This window comes from Chitinophaga sp. MM2321 (assembly GCF_964033635.1).
Taxonomy (GTDB): Bacteria; Bacteroidota; Bacteroidia; order Chitinophagales; family Chitinophagaceae; genus Chitinophaga.
In genome coordinates this window covers 6,650,973-6,667,082 of the sequence record NZ_OZ035533.1, presented here as the reverse complement: position 1 = coordinate 6,667,082, position 16,110 = coordinate 6,650,973, and the positions used below count along the sequence as shown (strand labels likewise).

The window sequence follows — 16,110 nt, the reverse complement described above, 5'->3', positions numbered from 1 at the left end:
AATATCAGTTGAAATATCGTCACGTAGTACTTATCGTTATACTTATCCTGGTAATTGACCAGGTATTAAAGTTCTGGATCAAGACAAATATGTTCATGCAGCAGGAGTTTGTTATTTTCCCAAACTGGTTCCGCATCCATTTTATTGAAAATGAAGGGATGGCTTATGGCCTCAAGTTTGGCGGCGAATTCGGTAAAATTATACTGACTATGTTCCGCCTGGTTGCGGTGGTAGTGGGTTTTGTTTACATGAAGAAGCTGATCAAAGAAAAATACAGCACCGGCTTACTGATCTGTGGCTCACTGATATTAGCGGGCGCCGCCGGAAATCTCATCGACAGCATGTTTTATGGCCTTATTTTCACCGATAGCATTGGTTATGAAGTGGCTAAGTTTATGCCCACCGGTGGTGGATATGGCAGTTTCTTACATGGCCGGGTGGTGGATATGCTCTACTTCCCCATCTATGAAGGCTACCTGCCCAGTTGGCTTCCATTTAAAGGCGGTGACTATTTTGTGTTCTTCCGTCCGGTATTTAATGTGGCCGATGCCGCCATATCTACCGGTGTAATTGCCATCCTGTTGTTCCAGAAAAGATTTTTTGGCAAACATATGCTGCCGAAAGAGAAAGAAAAGGTAGTAGACCAGACCGCGTAAAGACGAATAAACGATAAATATATTTACCCTGCATTAAAACGATGGATCGTTTTTGATGCAGGGTATTTCATTTGAATAGCTATTGCATCCTGGAAAAATGGCGTTAAAACAAAGCGTTGCGCTATATTAGATGTGTGTTCATAGCAGGGATTAAAACCCGGCCCCACCGAAGCAGCCACTTTATTAAAAAAATATCTTCATTAAAATATATGGCATCCCCGCTTCCTAACGCTATAGTTATCAATCTATCATCAGCTATTCTTCTCCTGTCAAATCCTTCATTGATCACCCGTTATCCGCATTTTTTTTTGATAAATAAGGGCATTTACTTTGAAATCAAAAATACCCGTTTTATATTTGTCTACTAATTCTATAGACTATATGGCTTTCAAGATTACAAATAACCAATTATCACATCGATGTTGAGGCACAACAACGGCTTTCCGAAAAGTCACCCCAGGCCTCAATTTATCTTTCAAGTATATATAACGTCAACAACACTGTGCAAAAGTCTTTATCTATAGTAATCAAATACCTGTTTGCAATATTGGTATTTAGTCCGGTCCTCGTACGGGCGCAGCTCAATGGCTCCTATGTTATTCAGGGAAAAATCACCGACGACCATGGCGCCGGGCTCCCAGGCGCTTCCGTACAAATTAAAAACACCTCTTTCGGCACGCAAACAGATAGCGTTGGTCATTTCGAAGTAACTACCAACACAAAATTCCCGCTGAAACTGGTGATCAGGCTCATAGGCTATCAACCACAGGAATTTGATGTAAAAAGCACTAACAGCAAAGTCGCTGTTCAGTTATACACACAATCCTTACTCGTAAATGAAGTGGTGGTATCCGCTTCCCGCCAGCAGGAAAAACTGCTGCGCTCACCGGTAGCCATCGAAAAACTGGATATCCGCGCATTAAAGGAAACACCATCTTCCACCTTTTATGATGCACTCGGCAACCTGAAAGGCGTACAGATGACCACTGCCGGCTTAACCTTCAAAGTATTCAATACACGCGGATTCAACGTACCCAACAACTTCCGGTTCATGCAACTGGTAGACGGCGTGGACAACCAGGCTGCTACACTCGGTGTGCCCCTGGGTAACGCTATCGGGCCTACGGAGTTAGACATACAGAGCGTAGAAGTAACGCCCGGCGCATCGTCCGCCCTATATGGTATGAACGCCATCAATGGTATGTCCAACCTCGTTACTAAAAATCCATTCGATTACCAGGGTGTTAGTGTATACCAGAAAATAGCTTTCAACCATTTTGATGGCGGTGGCAGTAGTCCGAAGCCTTTAACTGAAACGGCTATACGTTATGCACAGTCCTATGCACCTTGGTTCGCCTGGAAGATCAACGCCAGCTACATGCAAGGCACCGACTGGTATGCTGACAGTCATAACGATTTCAGTCCGCAAACCAAAGCCAATCCCGATTTCCCTGAACTCAGCGGCGCCAACAACATCGCCAACGATGCCTGGAATAAATACGGCGATAACTCCAACCTTCAGATCATTGATAAAGATGGCCGCGCCTACAACGTACACCGCACGGGCTATTGGGAGAAAGACCTCGTTGGCGACTTCACCGTAAAAAATAAAAAAGTAGATGGTTCCCTCAACTTCCGCTTACCACATAAACTGGAATTATCCTACTCCTACCGCTATGGTGAGATGGATGGCTTCTTCCAGCGTGGTAACCGCATCGGCCTCAGAGGTGTAACAGTACAAAACCACAAAATAGAACTGGTGCATCCCGACTTTACCGTCCGCTCTTATGTATCTATCGAAAATACCGGCGACTCCTATAACATGAATCCGCTGGCTGACAATCTCGAAAAATCTTTCAAAACAGATAAGAACTGGCAAAAAGATTATACCACCGGCCTGAATAACGCCTTAACCGGTGGCGCTGACCTGGTAGCTGCACATCAGGCTGCACGCGCCTTCGCAGATGCCGGCAGATGGACACCCGGCACACCGGAATTTGAAGCGCAACGGGAAAAAATCAAAGGTATCAACGACTGGGACATCTACCCGACTTCCAAAAATCCGGAGAATACCAGCGGCGGTGCTGCTCTCCTGCAAATGAGCCGCTTCTATCATACGGAAGGTACCTGGAACCTGCGCAAGTACATTAAGTTTGCAGACGTACTCATAGGCGCAGACTATCGCACCTATGAAATTATTCCGGATGGCAACAACTTCGTAGACTTCACCCGCGACGCAGATAAACGCAACCAACCCGGTGGAAAGCCCATCTGGTACGGCAAAGCAGGTGGCTTTGCACAAATCAGCAAAACCTTCTTCAACGATGCCCTGAAGCTGACCGGCTCCTTACGCTACGATAAAAATGAGCAGTTCGACGGAAAAGTAAATCCCCGTATCGCAGCTGTCTACAGTATAAAAGACAAACACAACTTCCGCCTATCCTGGCAGAATGGATTCCGCTTCCCTTCCTTATTTGAAGCATACTCCTTCGTAAACAACGGACAGGTAAGACGTGTAGGCGGGCTGGCCTTTATTGAACAAGGACTGGGATACTTCAAAAATTCCTTTCTCACTACTTCTGTAGATGCCTTTGGTGTAGCCGTAAATAAAACGATCAACGCAGAACATACCAGCAAGGATGCTGCCGCCGCTGAAAATGCCGGTGTGCTGAAAGTTGCCAACCTGGACCCGATCGTTCCCGAACAGATCACTTCCTTTGAAGCCGGCTACAAGGCTGTGTTGCTGGACAACAAGCTCTTTGTGGATATAGATGGTTACTACAGTGCTTATAAAAACTTTATCGGTCAGATTGAAGCTGTAGTACCAAAAACCGGTAACGTAAACACGCCCGATCAAACAGTACTCAACCAGATGCTGGACAAAAGTTTACAGGACAGATATCGAGTATGGACCAACAGTAAATCTACTGTAAACAACTACGGGTTTGCCGCGGCAGTAACGTACGATCTATACAAAAACTATACAATAAGCGGTAATGCCAACTATAACAAACTGGCGCAGGATAAAACCAAAGATGATGCATTGATCCCCGGATTCAATACACCGGAATGGTTTACCAATGTGAGCTTAGGTAACCGTAACGTATTCAAAAACGTAGGTTTCAACGTAGTATGGCACTGGCAGGATACTTTCTACTGGCAGAACCTCTTTGGCAACGGCGATGTACCCGCCTACAGTACCGTAGATGCGCAGATCACCTATCGCGTACCAAAGATCAAGACCTCCTTTAAACTTGGCGCCTCCAACCTGCTGAATACGGCATACTTCCAGTATGTGGGTGGTCCTACGATGCGTGGCCTCTACTACTTTACAGTAACGTATGATAATGTATTCAAAAAATAAACTGATAACGCATTTATAAAACAGACCTGCATGACTCAACTAACGGAAACACCTACACGACAAACAACTATCATCAGTACAGTAGCGCCCAAGGAGCGTACCGGGCGCAAGTGGCTGAGGTGGAAGGTTGCGGTATTGTTACCGTTGGTTGCAGCATTGCTCGTGGCTGCGGCCTACTACCTGGTGCCGGTGCATACCCGGATACAGGCATATACATTTGCCGATTCCATCTTCACCACGGAAATACTCTTTTATATTGCAGTAGGATTATGTGCGCAACTGGTAGATGGTGCGCTGGGCATGGCTTACGGCGCCACATCATCTTCCCTGTTATTAGGGCTGGGTGTATCACCTGCTGTAAGCAGCGCCAGTGTACATGTGGCAGAAGTTTTTACCACAGGGGCTTCCGGCATTTCCCACTTCAAGCTGGGTAATGTAAACAAAAAACTTTTTCTTTCCCTGCTGCTACCTGGTATGGCCGGGGCTATTATAGGCGCTTATCTTTTGTCGGATAAAATAGATGGAGACATCATCAAACCCTTTATCAGTGCATATCTGATGATACTGGGTGTTATTGTCATTAAAAAAGGTATTCAGAAAAATCAGCGTAAAAGCAAAACAAAAAGGTTAGGACCCCTTGCTTTTATGGGCGGCTTTATGGATGCTATTGGTGGTGGTGGTTGGGGCCCCATTGTTACGTCCACCTTACTGAGTAAAGGGCGTACCGTACATTATACCATCGGCTCCGTGAATGCAGCGGAGTTTTTTATATCGCTTTCCAGTGCAGCTACTTTTCTCATCTTCACCGGTATCAGCAGCTGGCAGGTGATCGTAGGGCTGGTGCTTGGGGGCGTAATAGCGGCGCCATTTGCGGCTATCCTGGTACGCAAAATCAGGCGCAAACCTTTAATGATCATGGTGGGCACGCTGATCATCTTACTGAGCCTCCGCACCATTATTGCCGAACTTATACGTGCAGGGTTTATAAAATTCTAAAGTGCAACTTCATTCAGCAGTGTTCCGCCTTTTTCAAAGTCGCTGATATTCTGTAAGGTAATAACTGCGATCTGCGTAAGCGCCTCTTTTGTAAAGAAGCCCTGGTGAGCAGTTACAAGCACATTGGGAAAAGTAGTTAATCTCGATAATACATCATCCTGGATAATACTGCCGGAAAAATTCTGAAAGAAAAGTTGTTCCTCCTGTTCGTACACATCTATGCCCAGCGCACCGATGTGTCCATTCTTCAGGGCTTCCACTACGGCCTTTGTATCTATTAATCCGCCGCGGCTGGTGTTAATAATCGTAACACCCTGTTTCATTTCTGCAATGGTGTGCGCATTCACAAGATGCTTCGTTTCTGCTGTGAGCGGGCAATGCAGCGAAATAACATCTGCCGACGACAGAATAGTACCCACAGCAACATATTGCACCCCTGCTTTGATAAGGTCTTCATTGTTATGAATATCATAAGCCAGTACTTTACACCCGAACCCCAGCATAATATGGCAAAATACAGCACCGATATTCCCCGTACCAATTACACCTATTGTTTTACCATACAAATCAAATCCTTCCAGTCCGTTCAGAGTAAAGTTGCCATCACGGATACGGTTATACGATTTATATATTTTACGGTTGAGTCCCAACAAGAGCGCCACGGCATGTTCTGCTACTGCATGCGGCGAGTAGGCCGGCACGCGTACTACTTTAATGCCTGCTGCTGCGGCGGCTTTCAGGTCCACATTATTAAAGCCGGCACAACGCAATGCAATGAGGCGGATTCCTTTTTCTTTGAGTTGCCGGATCACAGCGGCATTCACCTTATCATTCACAAATACACATACGGCCTGTTCATCTTTTATCAATACTGTATTATCTTCATTAAGCGGATATTCGAGAAAGCGGAAATGGTGGTGTCCGTCCTGATTGGCGGTGTTGAAATATGCCTTATCATACGATTGCGCGCTAAAAAAAAGTATGTTCATAGCTGTTAGTTAAGTGCGGTTAGTAAGATAATAAAAAAAGAGTCCCGCCTTTCACAACGGGACTCTTTTATCTATAAATATGATCCTGATTATTTGATCTCTCCTACCATGTGTGCCGGCACCACCCATTCGTCGAATTGTTGTGGTGTTACGTAGCCCAGTTTCACGGCCATTTCTTTCAGTGTTGTACCTTCCTTATGTGCTTTCTGCGCAATTTCTGCGGCTTTGTAGTACCCGATCTTTGTATTCAGCGCCGTCACCAGCATCAGGGAGTTTTCAACGTGTTTCCGGATGTTTGCTTCAATTGGTTCGATACCTTCCGCGCATTTGTCGTTGAAGCTGATGCAGCCATCACCAATGAGGCGGGCAGAGTGCAGGAAGTTAAAGATCATAACCGGTTTGAACACATTCAGCTCAAAGTGGCCGCTGGCGCCGCCAATGCTGATAGCCACATCATTACCCATTACCTGTGCAGCAATCATGGTGAGTGCTTCGCACTGTGTAGGATTCACTTTTCCGGGCATGATAGAAGAACCCGGCTCGTTGTCGGGGATATGAATTTCGCCGATACCTGCGCGGGGGCCGGAACTCAGCATGCGTACATCGTTGGCAATCTTCATCAGGCTAACGGCCACTGTTTTCAGTGCACCATGCGCTTCTACAATCGCGTCATGTGCTGCCAGTGCTTCAAATTTGTTTTCAGCAGTGATGAAAGGCAGGCCAGTTAACTTAGCGATATTCTTCGCTACATTTTCGGAATAGCCTTTGGGGGTGTTGATACCGGTTCCTACAGCAGTACCGCCCAGCGCGAGTTCGCTCAGGTGAGCCAGTGTGTAATTGATTGCCTTCAGGCCGTGATCCAGTTGCGATACATAGCCGCTGATTTCCTGTCCGAGTGTAAGTGGCGTAGCATCCATGAAGTGGGTACGGCCAATTTTCACTACGTTTTTAAAGGCTTCCGCTTTTTGTGCCAGGGTATTACGAAGCTTTTTGATACCGGGGATCGTAATTTCCACCAGCATTTTATAAGCCGCAATATGCATAGCGGTGGGGAAAGTATCGTTGGAAGATTGTGATTTATTTACATCATCATTCGGATGAATGAATTTCTCTTTATCTGTCAGCTGACCGCCATGAACAACGTGTGCGCGATAGGCTACCACTTCGTTCACATTCATATTGGATTGTGTACCGGAGCCAGTTTGCCATACTACCAGTGGAAACTGATCATCCAGTTTACCTTCGAGTATTTCATCGCATACCTGCCCGATCAGTTCACTTTTCTCTTTTGGCAGCACGCCTGCTTCCAGGTTGGTGATAGCGGCAGCCTTTTTCAGGTATGCAAATGCCTTGATAATCTCTTTCGGCATCCTGTTGATATCCTGTGCGATCTTGAAATTTTCAATGGAGCGTTGCGTTTGAGCACCATAATAGGCATCCACAGGCACTTTTACTTCGCCCATCGTGTCTTTCTCTATTCTGAATTCCATAGCTTATCTTTTAAGATTGGGTACAAAAGTAAATAAAAAACCAGACCAGGATTAAAGGATATTTGGATTAACAGGATGGGTGTAGAAGATTTAATCGATATAAATTTAATATTTATCTACTTATATCTACTATATCCGCTTATATCTTCTACACCCATCCTGTTAATCCTGATAATCTATTTAATCCTGGTCATTATTCGCCGGTGAAATTTGCTTTTCTCTTTTGTATAAATGCTTCTGCGCCTTCCTGCAAGTCTTTGGTAGCAAAGCTGGCAGCGAATTCTTTTATTTCGGTTTCGAAGCCGTCCTGGTCTTTATCCAGCGCAGTGTTAACGCATTTTACCACGCGTGCAATAGCGAGTGGTGCTTTGGTTTGTATTTTTTGTAAGATAGATAACGCTTTTGGCAGCAGTTCCGCTTGTGTTACCACGTGGTTTACAAGGCCCCAGGACTGGGCTTCGTGGGCAGTAAGCATGTCGGCGGTCATCATCAGTTCGAGTGCTTTGCCTTTACCAACGAGTTGTGTGAGCCGTTGGGTGCCGCCATAGCCTGGAATCAGGCCCAGGTTTACTTCCGGCTGCCCAAACTTCGCATTATCGCTGGCTATCCGGAAATGACAGGCCATGGCCAGTTCGCAGCCACCGCCCAGCGCAAAACCGTTGACTGCCGCAATGATCGGCTTGGGACTGTTTTCAATGCGATGAAAAACCACATGCCCGCTTTTCGCCAGCTCTTCACCCTGTTTGGGCGATAAAGAGAGAAATTCAGAGATGTCGGCGCCCGCCACAAATGCTTTTTCACCAGCGCCGGTAAATATCGCGCCTTTGATATCCTTATTACTGTATATTTCGTCTACCACCAGTCCCAGCTCCGCCATCATCAGCTGATTGAGGGCATTCATCTTGTCGGGACGATTAATGGTGATGATCAGGATATGATTGTCGAGTTGCGTGCTTAATGTTTGATACATGAGCCGAGGGTTTTAATGATCAATATTAAGCAATATTCAATAACCTACCGAATCAGGCCGATAGCGGATTCGAGCTGTGGATCACGACCGGTATCCAATGCAGGCTTAATGTATGGTTGCCTGGTTTCCAAAAAAAAGTCCTGTAACAACCGATACCGTTTGCTACAGGACTGATGATATGACAGCTGATGTGTGCTAATAGTTTACCTCAAATTCGGCTTTACCATTTTTCATTTTCATATAGTGTCTTTTCTTCTTCACTTTAAAATATTCTATCCCACCGAAATTATATCCGAGGGTAACAAATACCAGGTTGGCATCGGTATTTTTATAAGGATAGATTTTATTGCCTTTATCGGTATAATGGAAATCTTTGTTGAAGAAATTCTGCGGATAATACTCCACTTTCAATCCAAATCCGGGGTTGATCCTGAATCCGGCGAAAATGGATGGCATGAGCAAAGGCGTGCGGTCACTGAACCATTCATTGAATTTGTGTACTTTTTCGCCATCTACAAACTGCTTTTCCTTATAGTTCAAAGCCATATCTACAGAACCACCGGCAAAGAAGAAGAAAGTACCACCGGTTACATCACCGATCTTGAAACCGATGGGGATGCCCAGGGTATATACCCGCTGTTTCAGTTTCAGCGAATCGTAGGGTTTGGAAATCAGCCCGATGTTTTTAATGTTCAGGCCGGTAAACACCCCGAAATTTTTTGAGAAATCTTTATTAAAGCTGGTGCTATAGTTAAAAATAAAGCTGAAGCGCGGGATGTTACGCATATGCTCGCCATCCTGTTTCATGGAGGCAAAAGAGAGCATGCCGGACAGATCGGATGTTACGTATACGCCTTCCCGGTGTTTGGGGTATTTACCAAAGGTGATGGATAGTTTGGCGTTTTTGATGCTGTCAGTGGTCGTTGTATCTGTGGGTTGCTGGGCAAATACGGCGCTGAAGGACAGCAGCAGGAGCAGCAGAACCGGGTATAACTTACATTTCATATCAGGTACATTGTGGTTTTTTAGATCTGGTAGACATTATCTTTTACAAGACGACCGAAAAAATGAAATGTTACGAAAACCCCCAACTTTTTTAAAAATTCCTGTGAGCGGCCACCCATTCGTTGATATAGGCAGCAATATCTTTGGTATGGGTACCTGGCGGGAACAATTGGCCGACGCCCATTTCCTGGAGTTCCAGCATATCCCCGTCGGGGATGATACCACCACCGGTGAGCAGCACATCGTTCATCCCTTTTTCTTTCATAATGGCGATAATTTTGGGAAATACCGTCATATGGGCACCGGAGAGGATGCTGATCCCGATGGCATCCACATCTTCCTGGAGGGCCGCATTGACCACCATTTCCGGCGTTTGCCGCAATCCGGTATAGATCACCTCCATACCTGCATCACGCAGCGCAGCCGCAATTACTTTTGCGCCGCGGTCGTGGCCATCAAGGCCCACTTTAGCTACCAGTACCCGAACAGGACGATTTAATGGGTTGACCATACCGTTTTATCATTGAGGTTGTAAATGTACGAAAAAGCCGGCTGCAGGCTTTCAGCTTTTTCGTACTTTTGCTGTCCGCAAAACAGATAAAAATCATTATGAGCGAAGAAAGATCCCTCAATTTTATAGAACAAATTGTTGAAGAAGATATCGCCAACGGTGTAAATGGCGGACGTGTGCTGACGCGTTTCCCGCCAGAACCCAATGGCTACCTGCATATTGGCCATGCCAAATCAATTGTGCTGAACTTCGGGCTGGCACAGAAATACAATGGTAAAACCAACCTGCGCTTCGATGATACCAACCCTGTTACCGAAGACACGGAATACGTAGACTCCATCAAAGAAGACATCCGCTGGCTGGGCTTCGAATGGGAAAAGGAACTGTATGCCTCTGACTATTTTGAGCAGATGTATGCCCTGGCGGTAAAGCTGATCGAAAAAGGGCTGGCTTATGTAGAAGATGCCAGCGCAGAACAAATCGCTTCCATGAAAGGTACGCCTACCACTCCTGGCGTAGAAAGCCCCAGCAGGAGCCGTTCTGTAGCGGAAAACCTGGACCTGTTTGACAGGATGCGGAAAGGTGAATTCAAAGACGGTGAAAAAACACTGCGGGCCAAAATAGACATGGCTGCCCCCAATATGCACCTGCGCGACCCACTCATGTATCGTATCAAACATGCCCATCACCACCGTACCGGCGACAAATGGTGCATCTACCCGATGTACGACTTTGCACACGGACAGAGTGACAGCATCGAAAATATTACCCATTCCATTTGTACACTGGAGTTTATTCCTCACCGCCCGCTGTACGATTGGTTTATAAAAGAACTGGAAACTTTCCCCAGTCATCAGTACGAGTTTGCCCGCTTAAACCTGAACTATACGGTCATGAGCAAACGAAAACTGAAGCAACTGGTGGAAGAACAATATGTAAACGGCTGGGATGATCCCCGTATGCCTACCATCAGTGGCCTGCGCCGCCGTGGCTATACCGCTGCCAGCATCCGCATGCTGTGTGAGCGCGTAGGCGTGCAGAAACGCGATAACATGATCGACATGAGCCTGTTGGAGTTCTGCATCCGCGAGGAGCTGAACAAAACAGCCAATCGTGTAATGGCCGTACTGGACCCGGTAAAACTGGTGATCACCAACTACCCCGAAGGACAGGTAGAAGAAATGACCGCCGACAACAACCCGGAAGATGAAAGCGCCGGTACACGTACCCTGCACTTCAGCAATACCTTGTACATTGAACGCGATGACTTCATGGAAGTGCCGCCCAAAAAGTTCTTCCGCCTCGGCCCCGGCCTGGTAGTACGTCTTAAAAATGCTTATATCATCAAAGGAGAAAGTGTGGAGAAAGATGCAGATGGTAATATCACCACCATCTATGCTACCTATCTGCCTGAAAGCAAAAGTGGCGGCGACCATAGCGGGCTAACCGTAAAAGGTACCATCCACTGGGTGAGTGCAGCACACGCTGCTACCGCAGAAGTACGCATCTACGACCGCCTGTTTAAATCAGAAAATCCGAATGCCGAAGAAGGCGATTTCAAAGATTTCATCAACCCCGATTCTTTACAGGTAATAAAAGAAGCCTACGTAGAACCAGGACTGTTGCAGGCCAAGCCAGGCGACCGTTTCCAGTTCATGCGCAAAGGCTATTTCACTGTAGACCCTGACAGTACACCGGATAAAGTTGTGTTTAACAGGACCGTGACACTGAAAGACGCGTGGTCCAAAATGACCAAGATTTAAGGATGATCAGGATTTAAAGGATGGGTGCCGGAGATATGAGCGAAGAATTTGATTATAAAAGCGAAGAACCGTTTGGTATTACCAAACGGTTCTTCGCTTTTATAATATCTATCTAAAGTCTCATCTTCGCTGATATCTTCACATATTATCATCATCACAAACTCCGCTCATATCTCCGGCACCCATCCTTTAAATCCTGATCATCCATTAATCATGGCCAGTCCTTTCTCAATCCTCGCGCGGGTTTCCGCTGTGCCAAGGGTAGCAGCGATATCAAATACAGGAGGACCGAATTTACCGCCGGTGAGCATGATCCGGAAAGGCAGTTGCAATTCTCCCATCTTGATGCCTTTTTCTGCTGCCAGGGCTTTGAAATTGGCTTCCAGCTCTGCGGCTGTAAAAGCGGGCAGCTCATGTAACTGTGCAGACCATGCCGTAAAGAACGCATCTTTATCTGCATTCCACTTTGGTTTTACGGCTGCCTCATCATAGCTGACAGGACTTTGGAAAAAGAAAAAGCCATGATCCCATATTTCATTCACAAAATAGCAACGTTCCTTTACCAGGCCTGTTACAGTGGCTACATAATCAGGAGCAGCAGTAACGCCTTTTTCATCCAGCACAGGTTGAAACAGCGCGGCCAGGCTCTCGTTATCTTTGCGGTGGATATACTGGTGGTTAAACCATTTGGCTTTTTCGTAATCGAATTTTGCACCGGCTTTATGAACACGGTCCATGGAAAACTTCGCGATGAGTTCATCCATAGAGAAGATCTCCTGTTCGGTACCATCATTCCATCCCAGCATAGCCAGCATGTTGATAAAGGCTTCCGGTAAGAATCCCAGTTCGCGGAACCCTTTTGTAAACTCATTGGTACGTGCATCTGTCCAGTTCATAGCATAAACGGGGAAGCCTAAACGATCCCCATCACGCTTACTGAGCTTACCATTACCATCAGGCTTCAGGATCAGCGGCAAGTGGGCCCATTGGGGCATCTCTGCTTCCCAGCCGAGGTACTTCCACAGGAGGATATGCACCGGCGCTGAAGGCAGCCATTCTTCCCCGCGGAAGGCGTGGGTAATTTTCATCAGGTAATCATCTACTACCACTGCCAGGTGATAGGTAGGCATACCGTCTGCTTTCAGCAAAACTTTATCATCTACCTGAATGGTATTAAAAGTAACTTCTCCCCGTACCATATCGGTAATGGTGAGGTCTTCATTCGCCGGCATATTAATACGGATAACATAAGGCGTATTTTTCACCAGCAGTTCCTGTACTGCTGCATCAGAAAGCGTAAAGGAGTTACGCATTTTAGCCCTTACCACATGATTATATTGCGGAGAAGGATTTTCCGGGGTTTTGAGCCGCTCACGCATGCTTTCCAGTTCTTCCTGCGTATCAAATGCATAGTAAGCATGACCTGATTTTACCAGCTGCTCCGCATACTGACGGTACAATGGTTTACGTTCACTCTGCCGGTAGGGCGCATAAGGGCCGCCAACAGTCGGGCTTTCATCCGGGTTCAGACCGCACCAGCGCAAACATTCATTGATGTATTCTTCCGCACCAGGTACATAGCGGGTTTGATCTGTATCTTCAATACGCAGTACAAAATCTCCTTTGTGTTGCTTAGCAAATAAATAGTTGAACAATACAGTGCGTACACCTCCCAGATGTAGGCCACCAGTAGGACTGGGCGCAAAACGCACTCTTACTTTTTTGTGATCCATAGTAGGCAAAGGTAAGGAAATAGCCTTTTAGCTGTAAACTTTTAGCTGTCTGTATACAGGAGCCTCCACCATGATCAAAAAAAATACACATTAACGGCTGATCGCTACAACCTAAAAGCTATCTTGCAGGCTAAAGGCCATTGCCAACTGCTAACCGCTTTCCATATGTTCTATCTGACAAAAACACCGGGTATCCTAAAAGCCTTATACAAGAGCTGCACGTGGAGTTTATCTCCCGTAAATAATACCGTATACCTCACCTTTGATGATGGTCCGCACCCCGAAGCCACACCCTTTGTACTGGAACAGCTGGAGAAATACAATGCCAAAGGCACCTTCTTCTGCATCGGTAAAAACGTGGTGGAATATCCGGCTATTTATCAGCAGATCCTGGAAGCCGGGCATGCTACCGGTAATCACACGCAGAATCATCTGAATGGCTGGAAAACCAGTACAGACAAGTATATAGCCAATATTCTGGAAGCCAGGAAATATATTGATACGCTTTTATTCAGACCACCTTACGGCAGGATCACACCTTTCCAGATCAGGCAGTTGAAAAATAAAATCCCTGGTGTAAAAATTATTATGTGGGATGTACTGAGTGGTGATTTTGATACCGATATTGATGGAGAAGCGTGCGTGCAGAATGTGGTGTTCAAGATGCAACCCGGCTCTATTGTTGTGTTTCACGACAGCACCAAAGCGTGGGACCGGCTGTCATATGCCTTGCCGCGGGTATTGGAATATTGCAAAAAGCAGGGGTATAAAGTGGAAAGCTTGTTTTAAGGAAGCAGCTTTTAGGTGCAGGAATTCCCCGACAACTAAAAGCTGCTCATAAAGTCTTTATGGGAGTACAATATCTTTCATCTTATCATTTACAGTAATGGTGGCCAGTGAATCGCACATGCCTTTACCATAATCAATTACGCCGGTTATTTTATTAAATTCCACTTTCAGTTCACCCTGGCTGATCCATTTACAGCTCCAGCCTTTTAATACAGGCGTAACAGTAGAAATGGTAGCCACGGCAGCTTCACCACCGGGGGCGCCTTTTTCATAGGTAATAGTGGCATTGCCGTCGATACTGTACACATCATCGGAAGGGTTCATGGGTGTACTACCACCTTCGATCTGTTTAACGGTCTTTTTACCGGTATAGCCCAGTATCAGTGAATCGCTCAGGTGCACATTGCCATCGGTAACTTCTGTGGTGTATTGCACACCGGTAACAGGGCTGTAGGAGATATCATAGATTGAATTCACACCTGTTACGGGTATGTTGTTTACCTTATAGTCTTCGAGTGTGATGGTGACACGGGTGCCTGTTTTAAAGAGCAGGCCGGTCATGCTGATGTGTACCATACCGCTGCGGGTAACGCCGTAGTTATCGCGACAGGCAGGGCCATACTCCACTACAATTTCTTTGGGCCATTGATTGGGATCTGTTACACCGAGGAGCAGTACAGAAGGGCAGGGTGCTGCATCAGCCAGGTCTTTTGCATCCTTTCCGCTTTGCCGGCTATCTACACCTTGTGTAGCGGCGGCTGAAACGGCGGTTTCAAAGAGGTCGCCATAGATGCCGTTTACCTGAGCTTCATGTGATGCCACGGCCATGGTATGATTATCCTGCTCGTTGGTAACAGCCGTATCTGTAGTAACTTCCTTTTTACAGGCAAAGAAAAATGTAGCGATGGCTACACCTGTAAACGTGTATGCCAGCACACGGTTTGTACTGAAATAGCTTTTCATAGTATAGTTTTTTTTAGCAATTAGGTTTTCCAGACTTTACCTTTGTACAGATAAAGATACCATTTAAATATTATAGAAAATACAAATTTAATAAATATATTATTATGCTTTGGATAGATACCCACACGCATTTGTATTCGGAAGAATTTGCGGCAGACAGGGAAGAGATGGTAGGACGTGCATTGGCAGCGGGGGTAGACAAACTATTTTTACCCAACATAGACGCCACTTCTATTGATGGCATGTTGCAGCTGGAAGCGCAGTATCCGGGACAGATCTTTGCCATGATGGGCATCCATCCCTGTTATGTAACAACGGATGTGGAAGGGCAGCTGACATTGGTAAAAGACTGGCTGCAACGGCGGCCATTCAAGGCTATCGGCGAAATAGGGCTGGACTTTTACTGGGATAAAACCCTGGCAGACCAGCAATACACCGCCTTCCGGGAACAGCTGAAGCTGGCACGGGAATATAGCTTGCCGGTATCTATTCACAGCCGCGAGGCTACACGGGAATGTATAAATGAAGTGAAAGCCTTACAGGACGGACGCTTGAGTGGTGTATTCCATTGCTTTTCGGGTACCGCAGCAGAAGCCAGGGAGATCATTGACCTCGGCTTTTACCTGGGTATCGGCGGAGTGGTAACGTTTAAAAAATCGGGCCTGGATAAAATACTGGAAGAGATAGACCTGGCACATATTGTTTTGGAAACAGATGCCCCTTACCTGGCACCGGTTCCCTACCGGGGCAAACGTAACGAAAGCGCCTACCTTCCACTGGCAGGCGAAAAGGTAGCAGATATAAAAAATCTAAAAATAGCAGACGTAGCCGCTATTACCAGCAGTAATGCCCTGAAATTATTCAAAATGCTCTAACTGTTT

At 46.2% G+C, this 16,110-nt stretch carries 13 protein-coding genes; 6 read left to right on the top strand and 7 right to left on the bottom strand.

What is annotated here, in order from left to right; all coding sequences use genetic code 11:
* Window positions 1-8 precede the first annotated feature (8 nt).
* From ABQ275_RS26205 to ABQ275_RS26195, 3 genes are all read left to right on the top strand, one after another.
* Complete coding sequence (locus ABQ275_RS26205) at window positions 9-656, top strand: lipoprotein signal peptidase (RefSeq protein WP_349316113.1); 648 nt, start codon at window positions 9-11, stop codon at window positions 654-656.
* Window positions 657-1,158: 502 nt separating this feature from the next.
* Window positions 1,159-4,020 (top strand): TonB-dependent receptor, encoded by a 2,862-nt coding sequence (locus ABQ275_RS26200; RefSeq protein WP_349316112.1) that lies wholly within the window; start codon window positions 1,159-1,161, stop codon window positions 4,018-4,020.
* A gap of 30 nt (window positions 4,021-4,050) precedes the next feature.
* A complete protein-coding gene (locus ABQ275_RS26195; RefSeq protein WP_349316111.1) occupies window positions 4,051-5,016 on the top strand; it encodes a sulfite exporter TauE/SafE family protein in 966 nt (321 codons plus the stop codon).
* On the opposite strand, the gene ABQ275_RS26190 is transcribed toward ABQ275_RS26195, so the two are convergent.
* From ABQ275_RS26190 to ABQ275_RS26170, 5 genes are all read right to left on the bottom strand, one after another.
* Window positions 5,013-6,005 (bottom strand): 2-hydroxyacid dehydrogenase, encoded by a 993-nt coding sequence (locus ABQ275_RS26190; RefSeq protein WP_349316110.1) that lies wholly within the window; start codon window positions 6,003-6,005, stop codon window positions 5,013-5,015. The two genes, ABQ275_RS26195 and ABQ275_RS26190, sit on opposite strands and share 4 nt — an antisense overlap.
* Before the next feature lie 89 nt (window positions 6,006-6,094).
* Window positions 6,095-7,495 carry a class II fumarate hydratase gene (fumC, locus tag ABQ275_RS26185; RefSeq protein ID WP_349316109.1) on the bottom strand — a complete coding sequence of 467 codons (1,401 nt, stop codon included), beginning with the start codon at window positions 7,493-7,495 and terminating at the stop codon, window positions 6,095-6,097.
* 193 nt (window positions 7,496-7,688) lie between these two features.
* On the bottom strand, window positions 7,689-8,465 hold the full coding sequence (locus tag ABQ275_RS26180; protein ID WP_349316108.1) for an enoyl-CoA hydratase-related protein: 777 nt from the start codon (window positions 8,463-8,465) through the stop codon (window positions 7,689-7,691).
* A gap of 195 nt (window positions 8,466-8,660) precedes the next feature.
* The gene (locus tag ABQ275_RS26175) at window positions 8,661-9,470 is read right to left on the bottom strand and encodes a hypothetical protein (RefSeq protein WP_349316107.1); all 810 of its coding nucleotides are present in this window, start codon (window positions 9,468-9,470) and stop codon (window positions 8,661-8,663) included.
* A gap of 91 nt (window positions 9,471-9,561) precedes the next feature.
* Window positions 9,562-9,981, bottom strand: a complete 420-nt coding sequence (locus ABQ275_RS26170; RefSeq protein WP_349316106.1) for a cobalamin B12-binding domain-containing protein — start codon at window positions 9,979-9,981, stop codon at window positions 9,562-9,564.
* A 98-nt stretch (window positions 9,982-10,079) separates the two neighbouring features.
* Between ABQ275_RS26170 and ABQ275_RS26165 the strand changes: the two genes are divergently transcribed.
* Entirely contained in the window at window positions 10,080-11,744 is a 1,665-nt protein-coding gene (locus tag ABQ275_RS26165) for a glutamine--tRNA ligase/YqeY domain fusion protein (protein ID WP_349316105.1), read from the top strand.
* A 200-nt stretch (window positions 11,745-11,944) separates the two neighbouring features.
* Here the strand turns inward: ABQ275_RS26165 and gltX are convergent, their stop codons facing one another.
* A complete protein-coding gene (gene gltX, locus ABQ275_RS26160; protein ID WP_349316104.1) occupies window positions 11,945-13,477 on the bottom strand; it encodes a glutamate--tRNA ligase in 1,533 nt (510 codons plus the stop codon).
* A 165-nt stretch (window positions 13,478-13,642) separates the two neighbouring features.
* On the opposite strand from gltX, the gene ABQ275_RS26155 reads away from it, so the two are divergent.
* Complete coding sequence (locus ABQ275_RS26155; RefSeq protein ID WP_349316103.1) at window positions 13,643-14,266, top strand: polysaccharide deacetylase family protein; 624 nt, start codon at window positions 13,643-13,645, stop codon at window positions 14,264-14,266.
* A 57-nt stretch (window positions 14,267-14,323) separates the two neighbouring features.
* Here the strand turns inward: ABQ275_RS26155 and ABQ275_RS26150 are convergent, their stop codons facing one another.
* Entirely contained in the window at window positions 14,324-15,229 is a 906-nt protein-coding gene (locus ABQ275_RS26150; RefSeq protein WP_349316102.1) for a hypothetical protein, read from the bottom strand.
* A gap of 104 nt (window positions 15,230-15,333) precedes the next feature.
* On the opposite strand from ABQ275_RS26150, the gene ABQ275_RS26145 reads away from it, so the two are divergent.
* Window positions 15,334-16,104: a TatD family hydrolase gene (locus ABQ275_RS26145; RefSeq protein WP_349316101.1), complete on the top strand. Its 771-nt coding sequence runs from the start codon at window positions 15,334-15,336 to the stop codon at window positions 16,102-16,104.
* Window positions 16,105-16,110 lie beyond the last annotated feature (6 nt).